The following is a 14,601-nucleotide window of genomic DNA, read 5'->3' as shown; positions in this document are numbered from 1 at the left end:
TGGGTGTTTTGTTCGCCCGCGATTCCGGGCGGAACCGCTATGCAGTTTTCCTGGAATAATGGGTTTCAACCGCCGTCCAGCGACTTCAGGAGGTTGTCGATCGTGAACGGATTGGACTTGGGCTTCGGCGGCTCTGGAACGGAACCGTCGTTGACGCCGGGAAGCGACCGGTCGACTTTTGGCGCCTGCTCAACCGCCCTGCGTTCAGCTTCCAGCCTCGCCTGCTCGGCACGCTTGCGATCCGCCTCGGCCTGGGCTTTCGCGGCTGCGGCCTGTTGTTCGGCCTTTGCCTTGGCGTCGGCATTCGCCGCTGCTTGCGCATCAGCCTCCGCCTTGGCACGCGCCTCGGCCTCGGCCTGAGCCTTGGCATCGGCTTCCGCTTTTGCCCTTGCCTCTTCTTCCGCTTTGGCTTGCGCCTCGGCTTCTGCCTTCGCTTGCGCTTCCGCTTCGGCATTCGCCCTGGCTTCAGCCTCGGCTTTCTGCCGCGCCTCTTCCTCTTGCCGGCGCAGTTCCTCGGCCGCCCGGTCGCGCTCCGTCTGCAGCGCAGCGTAGTAGCGCACCTCGCGCCGCAGCCTCTGCTTCTCGAGCAGCGCCGCCTGCATCGCCTCGACGCGCTGCTGCTCCTTCTCCAGCGCGCGCTGGGTCAGGAACTGCGCCAGCGGCGCGCTGTCGAACTGGAGCGACGTCGCCCCGATCTGGCCTGCAAGGCTGAAGTTCACAGCCGGTTCGGAGCCGACAAGCGCCTCGTCGCCCGGTCGATAGGTGATCGCTCCCTTGGCGGCCAGCGTGCTCGCATCGAGGTCGGCGGTAACTTCCGCCGACAGCGTCGCCGCCGGATTGTCGAGGCTGATCGGCGGCGCCCGCAGCGTGCCATTGGCAACGGTGAAGGGGATATCGGTGTTGCCGGCCGCGAAACTTCCCTGTCCGGCGATCTCAGGCGCGAAGCCGGCGGTCTTGGCGGCATCGATGTCGCGTCCGATTGCATCGGCCTTGGCGATGACGGGGGCAAAAGCATCGGGATTGATGCCGGCGATGGTCAGTCCCTTCAGCGCGGCCGTGCCGGACCCTGACAGGGCGGCGATCATCGCATCGACAGACTTGCCGCTGGTCGACAGCGCGGCCGAAATGTCGCCGCTGCCGCTGATTCCGGCGCCAGGCAGCACTGCGGCAAGATCACTGCCCGCCAGCTTCAACTGACCCGATAACAGGCCGGTGCCCTCCGTGTTCTTGAGCTCGAACAGGCCGGTCAGCGTGCCCTCATAGAGCTTGGCTTTGAGGTCCGAGACACGGATGCCTTCCCGGTCGAGCTTCAGCGACAGCGTCGCGTCATGCGCAGTCGCGAACGGTCCGGCGGCAAGGGCCGCCGTGTTGAGGTCGAGATCGGCGCTGAACGGCAGGGTCGATTTCCGGCTGAACGGCGTCGTCGGCCAGCCACCGTCCTTCCCGGCGAGGAAGGACTGGTCGCCGAACAGCGACACCGCCAACGGATCGAGGTCGAGCTCATCAAGCGCCAGCGCGCCGGCAAGATGCGGCAGTCCGTCTTTCATGTCGGCGTTGACGTCGCCGGACACAGTCGCCTTGTTGATGGCGCCGCTGAGCCCGCTCAGCACCAGAAGCCCATTGCCGAAGTCGGCATCGCTGGCGAGCGAAGCCGACGTCCCGGTGCCCATGCCGGGCAGCCCGACGCCGGTCGTCATCAGCCATGGCTCGATATCGACGGCGTCGAGATTGACCTTGCCCTTGGCGGTGGCGCCTTGCTCTGTCTCGGCGATCGTCCCGTCAAAGCTCGCCCTGAAATCGTCGGCCGTCAGGTTGAAGCTGGTTGCCAGACCGCCGCCCAGCGAGCCTTTGGCCGTGATATCGGTGGTGGCCTGTCCAAGCATGCCGAGCGGCAGCGCCGGCAGGCCGTAGAGTGCAAGCAGCGTGGCGGCGTTCTCGTTCCTGGCATTGAAGGTGATCGATACCGGCGCATCGGGAAGCCGATCCCGCGTCCCCCTGCCCGAAAGCGAAGCCGAGAAAGCGGAACCGCCGGCCTTGCCTTGCGCGGAGAGCGCGAGTCCGGTGGTGCCGTCGCCATTGTCGGCGGCACTTGTCACCAGGTCGATCCGGGCGTCCTGGAACAGCTCCGGATAGGCAGCAACACGGGCAGCAAGGCCTTTCAGAACCTCATTGTCCGGATAATGCTGGGCTGCGACATCTATGAGCGGCTTGAGATCGACGGCCACCACGGATGCGTCGAGCTTGCCGGTCGGGCTTTCCGGAAAATCCTTGATGCGCCCGGTGGCGCTGATCGAAGCGCCGGCGAGCCCTCCGACCGAGAGCCGGTCGATCTCGAGCAGGCCCTTGCGCAGCCTCAACGCCGTATCCACTCTGTCGGCGGTCAGCCCGGCGGCGCTGACCGGGCCCGCCTTGATCTGGAAATCGAGGTCGCGGTCGGAGAAGCGGTTGGCGCCCTTGTCGCTGACGAAGATCGAGGCGAAGGCCGCCAGCCCATCGACGTCGAGCTCGCCGCCCTCCAGCTGCATCAGCACCGAGGGCCTGGCGCCATCGGGCTGGCTGGAATCGATGCGGCCGGAAAATTTCGCCTTGCCGAGGATCAGCTCGAGGTCGCTGAACGACTGCCGGTTCTCGCTGAGATCGACCTTGGCCTTGAAGCCCGCCGCCGGCAGACGGCGGATCGCGTCGTCGACATCCTTCGACAGCCAGGCGGCGAAACCGGACGGCTGTCCGACAGCAAGCAGCAGGGATCCGGTGAAGCCGAAATGGTCCTCGACGTTCAGCATGCCGTCGGCTTCAAGCGTCGCCCGGCCCGGCAGTGTCGCGGCGAGCGACTTCACCGACCACCCGCCTTCGGCCGGCTCCGCCGAGAGCCGCACGTCGCGAACCGTGGTATCGCCCGCCACCACGGCCGGCAGCCTGACCTCGACCGTGCCCGGTATCGTCGGCTTCGGCATGTGCTGAAGCGTCTGCTCGAACGCCGCGATACGCTGGTCGAGCGTCAATCCGGCACCTGCGGATGCGCCCACCGCCTCGTCGAACTGCACCTGCGCGCCGTTCGCTTCGATCGAAAAATGCGGTTTCAGGCCGAGATCGACCGAGGCCTTGCCGTCGGCGGTATAGGGGTTGTCGAGCGGTCCGGTCTCGAAGCGGAATTCATCGACACCGAGCTTCTGATGGTCGAGCGCGAATTTGCCGTTCAGCCGGAAGCCGGGATCGGGCTTGCCGGCGCTGACCTTCACGGGCTCGCCGTCAGTGCCGCGCAATTCGGCCGAGCTCCTGTCGGCCCCATTCTTGTCAGAGGCCGAAACCTTGAACTGACCGGAATAGACCGCCGCGCCTCTGACGATGCCGGCATTGCCGTCCGTCTCGATGATGAGCGGATAGGCATCCGGGTCGGCTTTGAGTCTGACCCGCATCTGGCCGTCGGCTTCCGCTCTGCCGGTTGAGGCCGAGACTTCCGTGCGCAGTCCGTCGAAGCGCAGGGAGCCATCCATCCGCCACGGACCGGCGAGCGACTTTGCCGACACGGTCGAGTTGATCTCGGAGATGAAATGGCTGCGCCCGCCGGCGGCATGGCGCAATTCGATCTGCCCTTCGGTCACCGTCAGCTTCTCGATCGCGATCTGTCCGGGATCAAAGGGCGTCGACGGCCGGATCGCCCAGTCGACCGTGCCGTCGCCGGCAACATCGATGGTCGCCTTCGGATGCACCAGCCGCATGTCGAAGATCAGCAGTTCGCCGCGCAGGAACGGCGCCAGCTCCGCGTCCATGGAGAAGGTCTCCATCGTCATCGCCGGCTGTCCGCCAGGGCCGCCTGCGACCTCGACATTGGAGAAGGTCACCGAAGGGAATGGCAAGAGCCGCGCGGTCGCGTCGCCTTTCACGGTCACCTTGCGACCGAGGATGGTGCTCGCCTCGCGCTCGAAATCGGCGCGGTAGCCGGTCCAGTCGACGAAATACGGCACCACCAGCGCCGCGCAAAGCACCAGCACGAACAGGCCACCGAAGATCACGAACAGGCGAGCGAGCATCGGCTCCAAAGCCTAGGGTTAAAGTCAGCCGCACTCTACCCGCATCCGCGCGGCGATAAAGAGGCAATTCGGCTGCAACCCTCGGCGTCTAGGCTCCCGGCAAGATCTTGCCGGGGTTCATGATGTTCAGCGGGTCGAGCGCCTGCTTGATGGTGCGCATGACGTCAACGCCATGGCCGAGTTCATGGCGCAGGAAGCCGACCTTGCCCTGGCCGATGCCGTGCTCGCCGGTGCAGGTGCCTTCCATGGCGATCGCCCGCATGTTGAGCCGCGCGACGAATTTTTCAGCGAGTGCGATCTCCTGCGGGCTGTCGACATCCATCAGCACCAGCACATGGAAATTGCCGTCGCCGGCGTGGCCGACGATCGGCGCGATCAGGCCCATTTCGGCAATGTCGGCTTCGGTCTCGGTGACGCATTCGGCAAGCCGTGAGATCGGCACGCAGACATCGGTCGAAAGCCCCTTGGCGCTGGGGCGCAGCGTCAGCGACGACCAGTAGGCGTCGTGCCGCGCCTTCCAGAGCTTCGTCCGCTCCTCGGCGACGCTGGTCCACAGGAATGGTCCGCCGCCATTCTCCTCGGCGATCATGCCGAAAGTCTCGGCCTGTTCGGCGACACCGGCGTCGCTGCCGTGAAATTCGACGAAAAGGCACGGGCTCTCGGGGTAGTCGAGCTTCGAATAATTCTTCATCGCCCGCATCTGCAGCGCGTTGACCAGTTCGATGCGCGCCACCGGGATGCCCATCTGAATGGTCGCTATCACTGCGTTGCATGCGGCCTCCAAGGTCGGGAACGGGCAGACGCCGCCGGAGATCGCCTGCGGAATGCCCTGCAGCCTGAGCGTCAGTGCTGTGATGATGCCGAGCGTGCCTTCCGAGCCGACCAAGAGCCGCGTCAAGTCGTAGCCGGCCGAGCTTTTCTTTGCCCGCTTGCCGGTCGTCACTGCCTCGCCGTCGGCCATCACCGCCGTCAGCGACAGCACGTTTTCGCGCATCGTGCCGTAGCGCACGGCATTGGTGCCGGACGCCCGTGTTGCCGCCATGCCGCCCAGCGAGGCATTGGCGCCGGGGTCGATCGGGAAGAACAGGCCGGTGTCGCGCAAATGGCGGTTGAGATCCTCGCGTGTCACTCCGGGCTCGACCGTGCAGTCGAGATCCTGCGGATTGACCGAGAGGATGCGGTTCATGCGAGAGGTGTCGATGGATATGCCTCCGCCCGGCGCATTGGTGTGGCCCTCGAGCGAGGAGCCGACGCCGAAGGCGATGACTGGGACGCGGTGCGCGGCGCAGGTGCGCACGATCTCCTGCACCTCCGGCGTGGTTTCGGCGAAGACGACGCCGTCCGGCGCCTGGGTCGGGATGTAGGTGGTGGTGTGCGCATGCTGGTCGCGGATCGCCTCGCCGGTCTGAAAACGCTCGCCGAACCGCTGCTTGAGGATGCCGAGTGCGGCGGCGATGCCTTTCTCGTTGCGCTCGACGGGGTTGAGGTCGCTCAAAGCCATGAATTCCTCCGCGAATGGACCAGCGGCCACTCTTGTAATGCAGCTATGGATGATGCCTAAAGCAATTCCAGGAAAAGAGTGAAGCACCGGAATTGCGCCAGAGCGAAGAGAACCTCACCAGCCAGGCCATGTCCAGCGACGATCAAGGAAAGCCAGATGACGATGACCGCGCCGATCATTTCCAAGCCGATGGCGATCGAGAAGGATTGGATCGACTATAACGGCCATCTCAATATGGCCTATTACAACGTGCTGTTCGACCGCTGCTCGGACGAAGCGTTCGAGCTGATGGGCATGGGACCGAACTATGCCAGGGACCGCCGCCTCACCATCTACACGGCGGAAGTCCATGTCTGCTACGTGCAGGAGCTTCACCTCGACCACAAGGTGAAGGTCTCGTTCCAGCTCATCGACCACGACGAGAAGCGGCTGAGGGCCTATCAGGAGATTCGCCACGTCGATGGCTGGCTGGCCGCGACGTCCGAGCAGCTTGCGCTGCATGTCGACATGGCCGGGCCGAGGGTCGCTCCCTTCCCGGCCGATGTGATGGCACAGGTTGAAGCCATGCGCGCCGCCCACGCCGCGTTGCCGATGCCGGAGCGTGCCGGCCGTTCGATCGGCATCAAACGCAAGAGCGCTTGAAAACCCGCACACCCGCGTTAACCTTACCAAGGTTTTAACGTGAACAAGCCGATTGAGTCTGTTGAACGACTCAGTGGCGCGTTCGAAAACCGCCGCACCGGGTTTACGCGCGGGCGGCAGGCGGAATGCGGTGCGAGGACAGTGCATGAAAACCGACATCAAGGTCGAAGTGGAGCGGTTGGCGGCCGATCCGCGCATCACCGACTATGATTTCTGGCGATCGTTGAAGAACGTCAACAACGAGATCTTCCACATCGCCAACAACAACGAGCCCATCCCCTTCGACATGATCCGCTGGCGCGCGATTCTCAAGCAGGCGCGCATCAGACGCGGTCACACTGAGCCTTCAGCGCTCCCTTAAACTGCCAAGCGGCGAGCGCGCCTCGACCGGCGACGACTGTATGATGGCGGTGTTGGTCATCGCATAGGGAATAATTTTGTCGATCACCCGCTCCAACTCGGCCACCGAGCCGACATGCGCGAGCGCGATGAAGCAATCCTCGCCGGTCACTCGGTCGCATTGGGCGATTTCCGGCAGGTCGCGAATGATCCCGGCCACCACGGCAAGCTGCCCCGGGACCGGCCTGATTCGCAGCCATGCCGACAGCTTCATGCCGAGCGCCGTCGGATTGATCTTCACCGTATAGGCTTCGATCACGCCATTCTCCTGCAGCTTGCGAATGCGTTCGGCCACGCTCGGCGCCGAGAGCCCGACGGCGCGCGCCAGCTCCGCCGTGCTGGTGCGCGCATCCTTTTCCAGGAGTCGCAGGATTTTCAGGTCCGCCGCATCCAGCTCGCCATTTTCATTTCGAAGGCGTTTCAAATAATTCTCTTTTCTTCAGAAGGTGAACGGCGATCGGAGCCGTGCATCATCCATATAAGTCGCGAAGTTCGCCTGCGATAATGACCTATGAATTCTGAAGCGCAAGTTCGTCCGACAAACCGGGCCGGCAGCGACACCGACGCTGCACGCCCTGCCCTCGCCGGACTGGCCGATGCGGTGCCGCCGCATGTCTGGTTCTGCGTCAGCGCGATCTTCCACTATCTTGGGCCGGCCTTCGCCGTGCTGCTGTTCGCTCAGGTCGGCGTGCTCGGCATGGCCTGGCTGCGCATCGCCACGGCCGCGCTCGTCTTCGCGCCGCTTACCAGGCCATGGACGGTTTTCACGCGCGCCGACCGCTCGGCCCGCCTGCTGCTGTTGGCCTTCGGCGCCTGCCTGGCGGTGATGAACTGTGCCTTCTATCTGGCTCTAGACCGCCTGCCGATCTCGCTAGTCGCCGCGATCGAATTTGTCGGCACCATAGGCGTCGCGATGGTCGGCCTCAGAACCCCGCGCAATTTCGCGGCGCTCGCCATCGCTGTCGCCGGCACGTTGCTGCTCATCGATGTCAAATGGTCGAGCGATCCCGTCGGCCTGTTCTGGGCTTTTCTCAACGGCGCGCTGTTCATCGGCTATATCGTTTTGGGCCACCGCATCGCCCGAACTGGCCTCGGCATCGCCGGCCTCGGCACCGCCATGGCGATCGCCTTGCTCGTCGTGCTGCCGGTCGGCTTCAGCGAGGCGCTGCCAGCCTTCTCGGCGCCGCAACTGCTGATCGCCGGTATCGGCGTCGGCCTCTGCTCCTCCGTCATCCCCTACATTTGCGATCAGCTCGCCATGGCGCGGCTGCCGCGCGCGAGCTTCGCGCTCATGCTATCGCTCTTGCCGCTCACCGCGACCCTGATCGGCGTGGTCGTGCTCAGGCAGGTTCCGAGCCTCACCGATTGCCTCGGCATCGCGCTGGTTGTGGCGGGCGTCGCCATGCACAAGCCAGCGCCGGAGTGATCCGCCGCCGTCGAGGTGTGTTGAGCTTCAGGTCAGGCCGAGCCGAGAATGGTGGATTCCGAGAACCGGAGCGGAGCGTACTTTGAAGTACGTGAGCACCGGAAGCGCAGGAAGCCGCCATTCGCAGGCCGGGCTCACCTGAATATCAACACACCTCAGGCCAGTTTCTCCTTAAGGAAGGCGACCGTCCTCCCCCAGGCGAGATCGGCCGCCTTCTTATCGTAGCGCGCGGCCGAGGTGTCGTTGTTGAAGGCGTGGTTGGCGCCGTCATAGACATAGACGGTGTATTCGATATGCGCGGCGTCGAGCGCCTTTTTGTAGGCGTCGATGCCGGCATTGATGCGCTCGTCCAGCCCGGCATAATGCAGCAGCAGCGCCGCCTTGATCTTCGGCACATCCTCGGCCTTCGGCTGCATGCCGTAATAGGCGACGCCGGCGCTGAGGTCCGGCGCATTGACGGCGAGCGTGTTCACCGTGCCGCCGCCCCAGCAGAAGCCGACCGCCCCGACCTTGCCGTTGCTGTCTTGGTAAGCCTTGAGATAGGTGACCGTGGCTACGCCGTCGGCCGCGACTTGGGCAGCATCGAGCTTGCTGAACATGTCGCGCGCCTTGTCCTCGTCGGCTGGCGTGCCGCCGAGCGGCGACAGGAAGTCCGGCGCCAGCGCGACGAAGCCTTCCAGCGCCACGCGCCGGGCGACGTCGCGGATATGCCCATTGAGCCCCCGGTTCTCATGGACGATGATCACCGTGCCGAGTTTGCCGGAGTGATTCGCCGGCTTGACCAGATAGCCCTTCATCTCGCCGCGGCTGCCGGGATAGGTGATGTCCTCGCCCTTCACCCTCGGATCGTTCTCGGCGACGATCGCCGCCTTGGCCGAATTCGCAGCCAGCATCGGCGCGATCGCGGCGGCCGCGGCGCCCGATCCAGCGAGCCGAGTCAATTGCTCCATGAAGCGCCGCCGGTCGAGCGTCAGATGCGTATATTCGTCATAGGCATCGATCATCGCCTGAGTGATGATGGGCTGTGTGACGACAGGCTTGGCGACAGGTTCGGTCATGGCTCTCCTCGACGACTGTTTGACGCGCAAGATAGGGTTAGAACGCGCACGGTCCAGTCATCCGCCGGCGACAACGGCACTCGATCCGAACTTCGACCATGACGATTGCCGGTGGCTTCTGCATCCATCATATTTTGGTCATTCCGAAAAAGTTGATGGTGCTGTCACGGTGGGACGGGAAACTGCGGAGCGGCCCCGCCCGGTCCGAAAGGCAAAAAGGGGAATGCCGGGAACGTGATGGCCGCCGGCGTAGCGGCTGGCTGAGGCGGCGCTTGCTGTCGTCGCTGCAGGCGCTTGGCCACGTGCTCGGCGAAGAAGGCCGGCGCGATTGGATGTCCTCGTCTACTTGGGCAGCGTGTAAGCCATCACATAATCGCCCGGCTTGGTACCGACCGAGCCGTGGCCGCCGGCGACGATGACCACGAACTGGCGGCCGTCGGCGACGGTGTAGGTCATCGGTGTCGACTGGCCGCCGGCCGGCAGCCTCGCGCGCCAGAGCTGCTTGCCCGTCGTAAGGTCATATGCACGCAGATAGTCGTCGACGGCGGCCCCGAGGAAGGCGACGCCGCCGGCCGTGATCATCGGCCCGCCGATGCCTGGAACGCCGACCTTGAGCGGCAGGGGCAGCGGCGTCATGTCGTAGACGGTGCCGTTGCGATGCTTGTAGGCGATCTGGCCGGTTCTCAGGTCGACGCCGGCGACATAGCCCCAGGGCGGCGCCTGGCAGGGAATGCCGAGTGGCGACAGGAATGGCCCCATCACCACCGCGTAAGGCGCGCCCTCATTGCGGTTGAGCCCCTGCTCGCTGCCCTTGGTGTCGCCGGGCGGCGGCACGTCCGCGCGCGGAATGAGTTTCGACGTGAAAGCGAGATAAGTCGGCATGCCGAACATCACCTGTCGCACCGGGTCGACCGCGACGCCGCCCCAGTTGAACACACCGAAATTGCCGGGATAGACCAGCGTGCCCTGCAGCGAGGGCGGCGTGTAGCGTCCCTCGTAACGCAGTCTCTTCAGTTCGATCCGACACGCCAGCTGATCGAACATGGTGATTCCCCACATGTCGGCGCCGGTCAGCGGCTTCGGGTTGAACGACAGGTCGGAGGACGGCTGCGTCGGCGAGGTATGGTCGCCTTCGATCGCTCCGCCCGGTGCCGGCACTTCCTTCACCGGAATGATCGGTTCGCCAGTGCGCCGATCGAGCACATAAAGATCGCCCTGCTTGGTCGGCCCTACCAGTGCCGGCACCACGCCGCTCCCCGTCGTGATGTCGACCAGCGTCGGCTGCGCCGGCACGTCCATGTCCCACAGGTCGTGATGCACCGTCTGGCGCACCCAGCGCAACTGTCCGGTGTTGAGGTCGAGCGCAGTGATCGAGGAGGAGAATTTTTCGACATCGGCGCTGCGGCCCATGCCGAGCTGGTCGGGCGTCTGGTTGCCGAGCGGCAGGTAGAGCAGGCCAAGCTTCTCGTCGGCGCTCGCCGTTGACCACATGTTGGGCGAGTTGTTGGTGTAGTTCTGCCCCGCCGGCAGCGGCGTCGTCTGATCCGGTTTGCCGGAATCCCAATTCCACAACAGCGCGCCGGTGCCCGCGTCATAGGCGCGGATGACGCCCGACGGCTCCTCGGTCGAATAATTGTCGTTGACCGCGCCCCCAACGATGATCTTGCCGGCGAGGATGAGCGGCGCCGAGGTCGAATAGTAATAGCCCGACTTCGGAAAGGGCATGTTGGCCATCAGGTTCAGCGTGCCGCCTTCGGCGAAGGACGGACAAACTTGCCCGTTCGCGGCATCGAGAGCGATCAGCCGGGCGTCCGAAGTCGGCAGGTAGATGCGTGCCGCGCAGGGCTGGCCCGCCGCGATCTTCGCATCGGCGTAATAGGAAACTCCGCGGCAGGTCTGGTGCTGGCGGTTGGGATCGAGCTTGATCTTCGGGTCGTAGCGCCATTTCTCCTTGCCGGTCGCGGCATCGATGGCGATGGCGAAATTGTGGGGCGTGCAGATGTAGAGCGCATCACCGACCTTGAGTGGCGTTACCTGATAGGTCGTCTCGCCGATGTCGTCCGGACCCTTCATGTCGCCGGTGCGGTAGGTCCAGGCCGGCTGCAGCTTGGCGACATTATCCGGCGTGATCTGAGCGAGCGGCGAGTAACGCTGGCCGAACGGCGTGCGGCCGTAGAAATGCCATTCGCCCGCCGGCATGTCGCCGCCGAGATTGGCCGTCGGCGTCACCTTATCGGTGTTGAGCGTGCCGCCGATGTCCTTCGGATCGGCGGTCATCGAATAGCCAGCCACTGCAAGCGATGCGAGCACCGCCAGGATGAGCGGAGCGCGTCCGTCCGGACCGGTGAATCCCCGCCTGGCCCATGGCGTCAGCAGCCAGAGCGCGATGAGAACGATGATGCCGCCGCGCGGGCCGAGCTGCCACCAATCAAAGCCGGTTTCCCACACCGCCCAGCACAGCGAGGCGAGCACGATCGCGGCATAGAGCCAGAGCCCTGTCGATCTGCGGCGGAAAACGAGCCAGGCGGTGATCAGGAAGGCCAGTCCGGCAATCAGGTAGTACCAGCTGCCACCCAACGTCACCAGCCAGATGCCGCCGCCGCCGAGGACCAGGCCGATAAGCAAAAGGACGAGGGAGGTGATGGTGACAGCCAAGACGATACTCCTTCGACTGTTGCGCCGTGCGGCGCCTGTGAGGCAACGGCTTGCCGTCCCTGCCCTGCTGGCAGCTTTCTCTCGCAAGTTGCGCCTGTCAAGCCGGCCCCGAACAGGAACAACTAGAACAAAACGGAGACACTTCTGGCCTTTCGCTGCCGAATCACTACATTCGGGGGCGATGTCCGGCTTTTCGGAAGACATGCCCTTTTTTGACGAACCGAATGCGCGGCCCGCCGCCCCATCCGGCCTTGCCGCGCGCGCCATGGCCGCACGCAACGCGCAGAACCGTGCGCCCGATTATCTGAACGGCCTCAATCCCGAACAGCGGCTCGCTGTTGAAACGACCGAAGGCCCGGTTCTGGTGCTGGCCGGCGCCGGCACCGGCAAGACGCGGGTGCTCACCACGCGAATCGCCCACATCCTTGCCACCGGCAGGGCCTTCCCCTCGCAGATTCTCGCCGTCACCTTCACCAACAAGGCCGCGCGCGAGATGAAGCAGCGCATCGGCTTGCTGATCGGCGAGCAGAATGTCGAGGGCATGCCCTGGCTCGGCACCTTCCACTCGATCGGCGTCAAGCTGCTGCGCCGGCATGCCGAGCTTGCCGGATTGAAATCCGATTTCACCATCCTCGATACCGATGACGTGGTGCGGCTGATCAAGCAGCTGATCCAGGCCGAAAATCTGGACGACAAGCGCTGGCCGGCCAAGACCTTCGCGCAGATGATCGACAACTGGAAGAACAAGGGCCTTGGCCCCGACGAGATTCCGGAAGGCGACGCGCGCAGCTTCGGCAACGGCAAGGGGCGCCAGCTCTACAAGGCCTATCAGGAACGGCTGCAGACGCTGAATTCCTGCGACTTCGGCGATCTCCTCTATCACCCGATCCGCATCTTCCGCGCCTATCCGGACGTGCTGAAGGACTATCACCGCAAGTTCAAATACATCCTGGTCGACGAGTACCAGGACACCAACACCGCGCAATACATGTGGCTGCGCTTGTTGGCGCAGAGGCCGCAATACTCCCCCCTTGAGGGGGAGGTGTCCGCGAAGCGGACGGAGGGGGTCGCCGCGGAAGGCGCCGCCCAGTCATCAGGCGCCGGAGCGTCGAGCACTGCCGCGAGGACCCCTCCCGACCGGGCTTCACCCGGCCACCCTCCCCTCAAGGGGGAGGGAAACCGGCGTCGATCCACTGTCAACATTTGCTGCGTCGGCGACGACGACCAGTCGATCTATGGCTGGCGCGGCGCCGAGGTCGACAATATCCTGCGCTTCGACAAGGATTTTCCGGGCGCCACCATCATCAGGCTGGAGCGCAACTACCGCTCCACCGCGCATATACTGGGTGCGGCTTCGCATCTTATCGCCCACAATGAGGGCCGCTTCGGCAAGACGCTGTTCACCGACCGCAACGACCCCGAGGACGACAAGGTGCATGTCCATGCCGCCTGGGATTCGGAGGAAGAGGCGCGCGCCATCGGCGAGGCGATCGAGGCCTACCAGCGGCAAAAGCACAACCTCAACGATATGGCGATCCTGGTGCGCGCGTCCTTCCAGATGCGCGCCTTCGAAGACCGCTTCATCACGCTCGGCTTGAGCTACCGCGTCATCGGCGGTCCGCGCTTTTACGAACGGTTGGAAATCCGCGACGCGCTGGCCTTTTTCCGCGTCGTCGCCAACAGCGGCGACGACCTTGCCTTCGAGCGCATTGTCAACGTGCCGAAGCGCGGGCTCGGCGAAGCCACCATCCGCCAGATCCACGACACGGCGCGCGCCATGCAAATCCCGATGCTGGAGGCCGCGGCGACGCTCGCCGAAAGCGACGAGCTGAAGCCGAAGCCACGCGCCGCGCTGCGCGAGGTCGCGGCCAATTTCGAGCGCTGGCAGAAGGCGCTGGAGACCACGCCGCACACCGAGCTCGCCGAGACCATCCTCGAGGAGAGCGGCTACACCGACATGTGGAAGAACGACCGTTCGGCGGAAGCGCCTGGGCGGCTGGAGAACCTCAAGGAACTGATCCGCTCCATGGAGGAGTATGAATCCCTGCGTTCCTTCCTCGAGCATGTCGCGCTGGTCATGGAGGCCGAGCAAGGCGAATCGCTCGATGCGGTCTCGATCATGACGCTGCATTCGGCGAAAGGGCTTGAATTCGAGACCGTATTCTTGCCCGGCTGGGAGGAAGGTCTGTTCCCGCATCAGCGCGCGCTGGACGAAGGCGGCCGCTCCGGCCTCGAGGAAGAACGCCGCCTCGCCTATGTCGGCCTGACGCGCGCGAAAAAGAACCTGCACGTCTGGTTCGTCTCAAACCGCCAGATCCACGGCCTGTGGCAATCGACCATTCCGTCGCGTTTCGTCAATGAATTGCCGGAAGCCCATGTCGATGTCGCCGATGGCGGCAATTCCTATGGCGGCTATGGCAATCCCTATGGCGGCGGCTCCTTCGCCTCAGGCCGCGGCGGCGGCCGGCAGAATCCCTACGGCGCCTCGCGCTTCGACAATATCGGCGCGGAAAAACCCGGCAGCTTCTCCAACACCTATGCGACACCCGGCTGGCAGCGCGCGCAGGCGAACCGCACCGAAGCGACCGACCGCAACTGGGGCACACGCTCCGGCCACCAGGTCGAACGCATCGGCTATGGCGAGACCGACAGCGGCTATGGCGCCGGCCGCACCTCGGTGAAAGGCCGCACCATCGAAGGCGAGCTGGTCGCCAAATCGGTCGCCGACACACCTTCGCCATTCAAGCTCGGCGACCGCGTCTTCCACCAGAAATTCGGCAACGGCAACATTGCCGCCATCGATGGCAACAAGCTGACCATCGATTTCGACAAGGCCGGCCAGAAACGCGTGCTGGACGGGTTTGTCACCAGCGTTTGAGCGGCGGCCGC

At 64.6% G+C, this 14,601-nt stretch carries 9 protein-coding genes; 4 read left to right on the top strand and 5 right to left on the bottom strand.

What is annotated here, in order from left to right; translation table 11 throughout:
* Positions 1-65: 65 nt before the first annotated feature.
* Entirely contained in the window at positions 66-4,031 is a 3,966-nt protein-coding gene (locus P9217_RS18160; RefSeq protein WP_278087836.1) for an AsmA-like C-terminal region-containing protein, read from the bottom strand.
* Between the two features lie 88 nt (positions 4,032-4,119).
* On the bottom strand, positions 4,120-5,532 hold the full coding sequence (locus tag P9217_RS18155) for an FAD-linked oxidase C-terminal domain-containing protein (protein WP_278087837.1): 1,413 nt from the start codon (positions 5,530-5,532) through the stop codon (positions 4,120-4,122).
* A 156-nt stretch (positions 5,533-5,688) separates the two neighbouring features.
* On the opposite strand from P9217_RS18155, the gene P9217_RS18150 reads away from it, so the two are divergent.
* Together P9217_RS18150 and P9217_RS18145 are read left to right on the top strand one after the other, a co-directional pair.
* The gene (locus P9217_RS18150; protein WP_067323174.1) at positions 5,689-6,174 is read left to right on the top strand and encodes a thioesterase family protein; all 486 of its coding nucleotides are present in this window, start codon (positions 5,689-5,691) and stop codon (positions 6,172-6,174) included.
* Between the two features lie 145 nt (positions 6,175-6,319).
* Entirely contained in the window at positions 6,320-6,535 is a 216-nt protein-coding gene (locus tag P9217_RS18145) for a hypothetical protein (protein WP_067323171.1), read from the top strand.
* On the opposite strand, the gene P9217_RS18140 is transcribed toward P9217_RS18145, so the two are convergent.
* Positions 6,521-6,997: an Lrp/AsnC family transcriptional regulator gene (locus P9217_RS18140; protein ID WP_067323168.1), complete on the bottom strand. Its 477-nt coding sequence runs from the start codon at positions 6,995-6,997 to the stop codon at positions 6,521-6,523. The genes P9217_RS18145 and P9217_RS18140 overlap by 15 nt on opposite strands.
* An 87-nt stretch (positions 6,998-7,084) precedes the next feature.
* On the opposite strand from P9217_RS18140, the gene P9217_RS18135 reads away from it, so the two are divergent.
* Entirely contained in the window at positions 7,085-7,999 is a 915-nt protein-coding gene (locus P9217_RS18135; protein WP_127403912.1) for a DMT family transporter, read from the top strand.
* Positions 8,000-8,154: 155 nt separating this feature from the next.
* On the opposite strand, the gene P9217_RS18130 is transcribed toward P9217_RS18135, so the two are convergent.
* Both P9217_RS18130 and P9217_RS18125 read right to left on the bottom strand, forming a co-directional pair.
* Positions 8,155-9,057 carry a dienelactone hydrolase family protein gene (locus P9217_RS18130; protein ID WP_278087838.1) on the bottom strand — a complete coding sequence of 301 codons (903 nt, stop codon included), beginning with the start codon at positions 9,055-9,057 and terminating at the stop codon, positions 8,155-8,157.
* Positions 9,058-9,399: 342 nt separating this feature from the next.
* Positions 9,400-11,712 (bottom strand): glucose/quinate/shikimate family membrane-bound PQQ-dependent dehydrogenase, encoded by a 2,313-nt coding sequence (locus tag P9217_RS18125; protein WP_278087839.1) that lies wholly within the window; start codon positions 11,710-11,712, stop codon positions 9,400-9,402.
* A 181-nt stretch (positions 11,713-11,893) separates the two neighbouring features.
* On the opposite strand from P9217_RS18125, the gene P9217_RS18120 reads away from it, so the two are divergent.
* Positions 11,894-14,590, top strand: coding sequence for a UvrD-helicase domain-containing protein (locus P9217_RS18120; RefSeq protein ID WP_278087840.1), 2,697 nt, complete (start codon positions 11,894-11,896; stop codon positions 14,588-14,590).
* Positions 14,591-14,601: the final 11 nt, after the last annotated feature.

The sequence above is a fragment of the Mesorhizobium sp. WSM4989 genome (assembly GCF_029625795.1).
Classification (GTDB): domain Bacteria; phylum Pseudomonadota; class Alphaproteobacteria; order Rhizobiales; family Rhizobiaceae; genus Mesorhizobium.
The sequence above is the reverse complement of the archived record's forward strand: the minus strand, read 5'-3'. Positions and strand labels throughout refer to the sequence as shown.

Coding starts and splice junctions, on each gene's coding strand:
- P9217_RS18160 (WP_278087836.1), bottom strand. CDS start 4,031: ATGCTCGCTCGCCTGTTCGTGATCTTCGGTGGCCTGTTCGTGCTGGTG.
- P9217_RS18155 (WP_278087837.1), bottom strand. CDS start 5,532: ATGGCTTTGAGCGACCTCAACCCCGTCGAGCGCAACGAGAAAGGCATC.
- P9217_RS18150 (WP_067323174.1), top strand. CDS start 5,689: ATGACGATGACCGCGCCGATCATTTCCAAGCCGATGGCGATCGAGAAG.
- P9217_RS18145 (WP_067323171.1), top strand. CDS start 6,320: ATGAAAACCGACATCAAGGTCGAAGTGGAGCGGTTGGCGGCCGATCCG.
- P9217_RS18135 (WP_127403912.1), top strand. CDS start 7,085: ATGAATTCTGAAGCGCAAGTTCGTCCGACAAACCGGGCCGGCAGCGAC.
- P9217_RS18130 (WP_278087838.1), bottom strand. CDS start 9,057: ATGACCGAACCTGTCGCCAAGCCTGTCGTCACACAGCCCATCATCACT.
- P9217_RS18120 (WP_278087840.1), top strand. CDS start 11,894: ATGTCCGGCTTTTCGGAAGACATGCCCTTTTTTGACGAACCGAATGCG.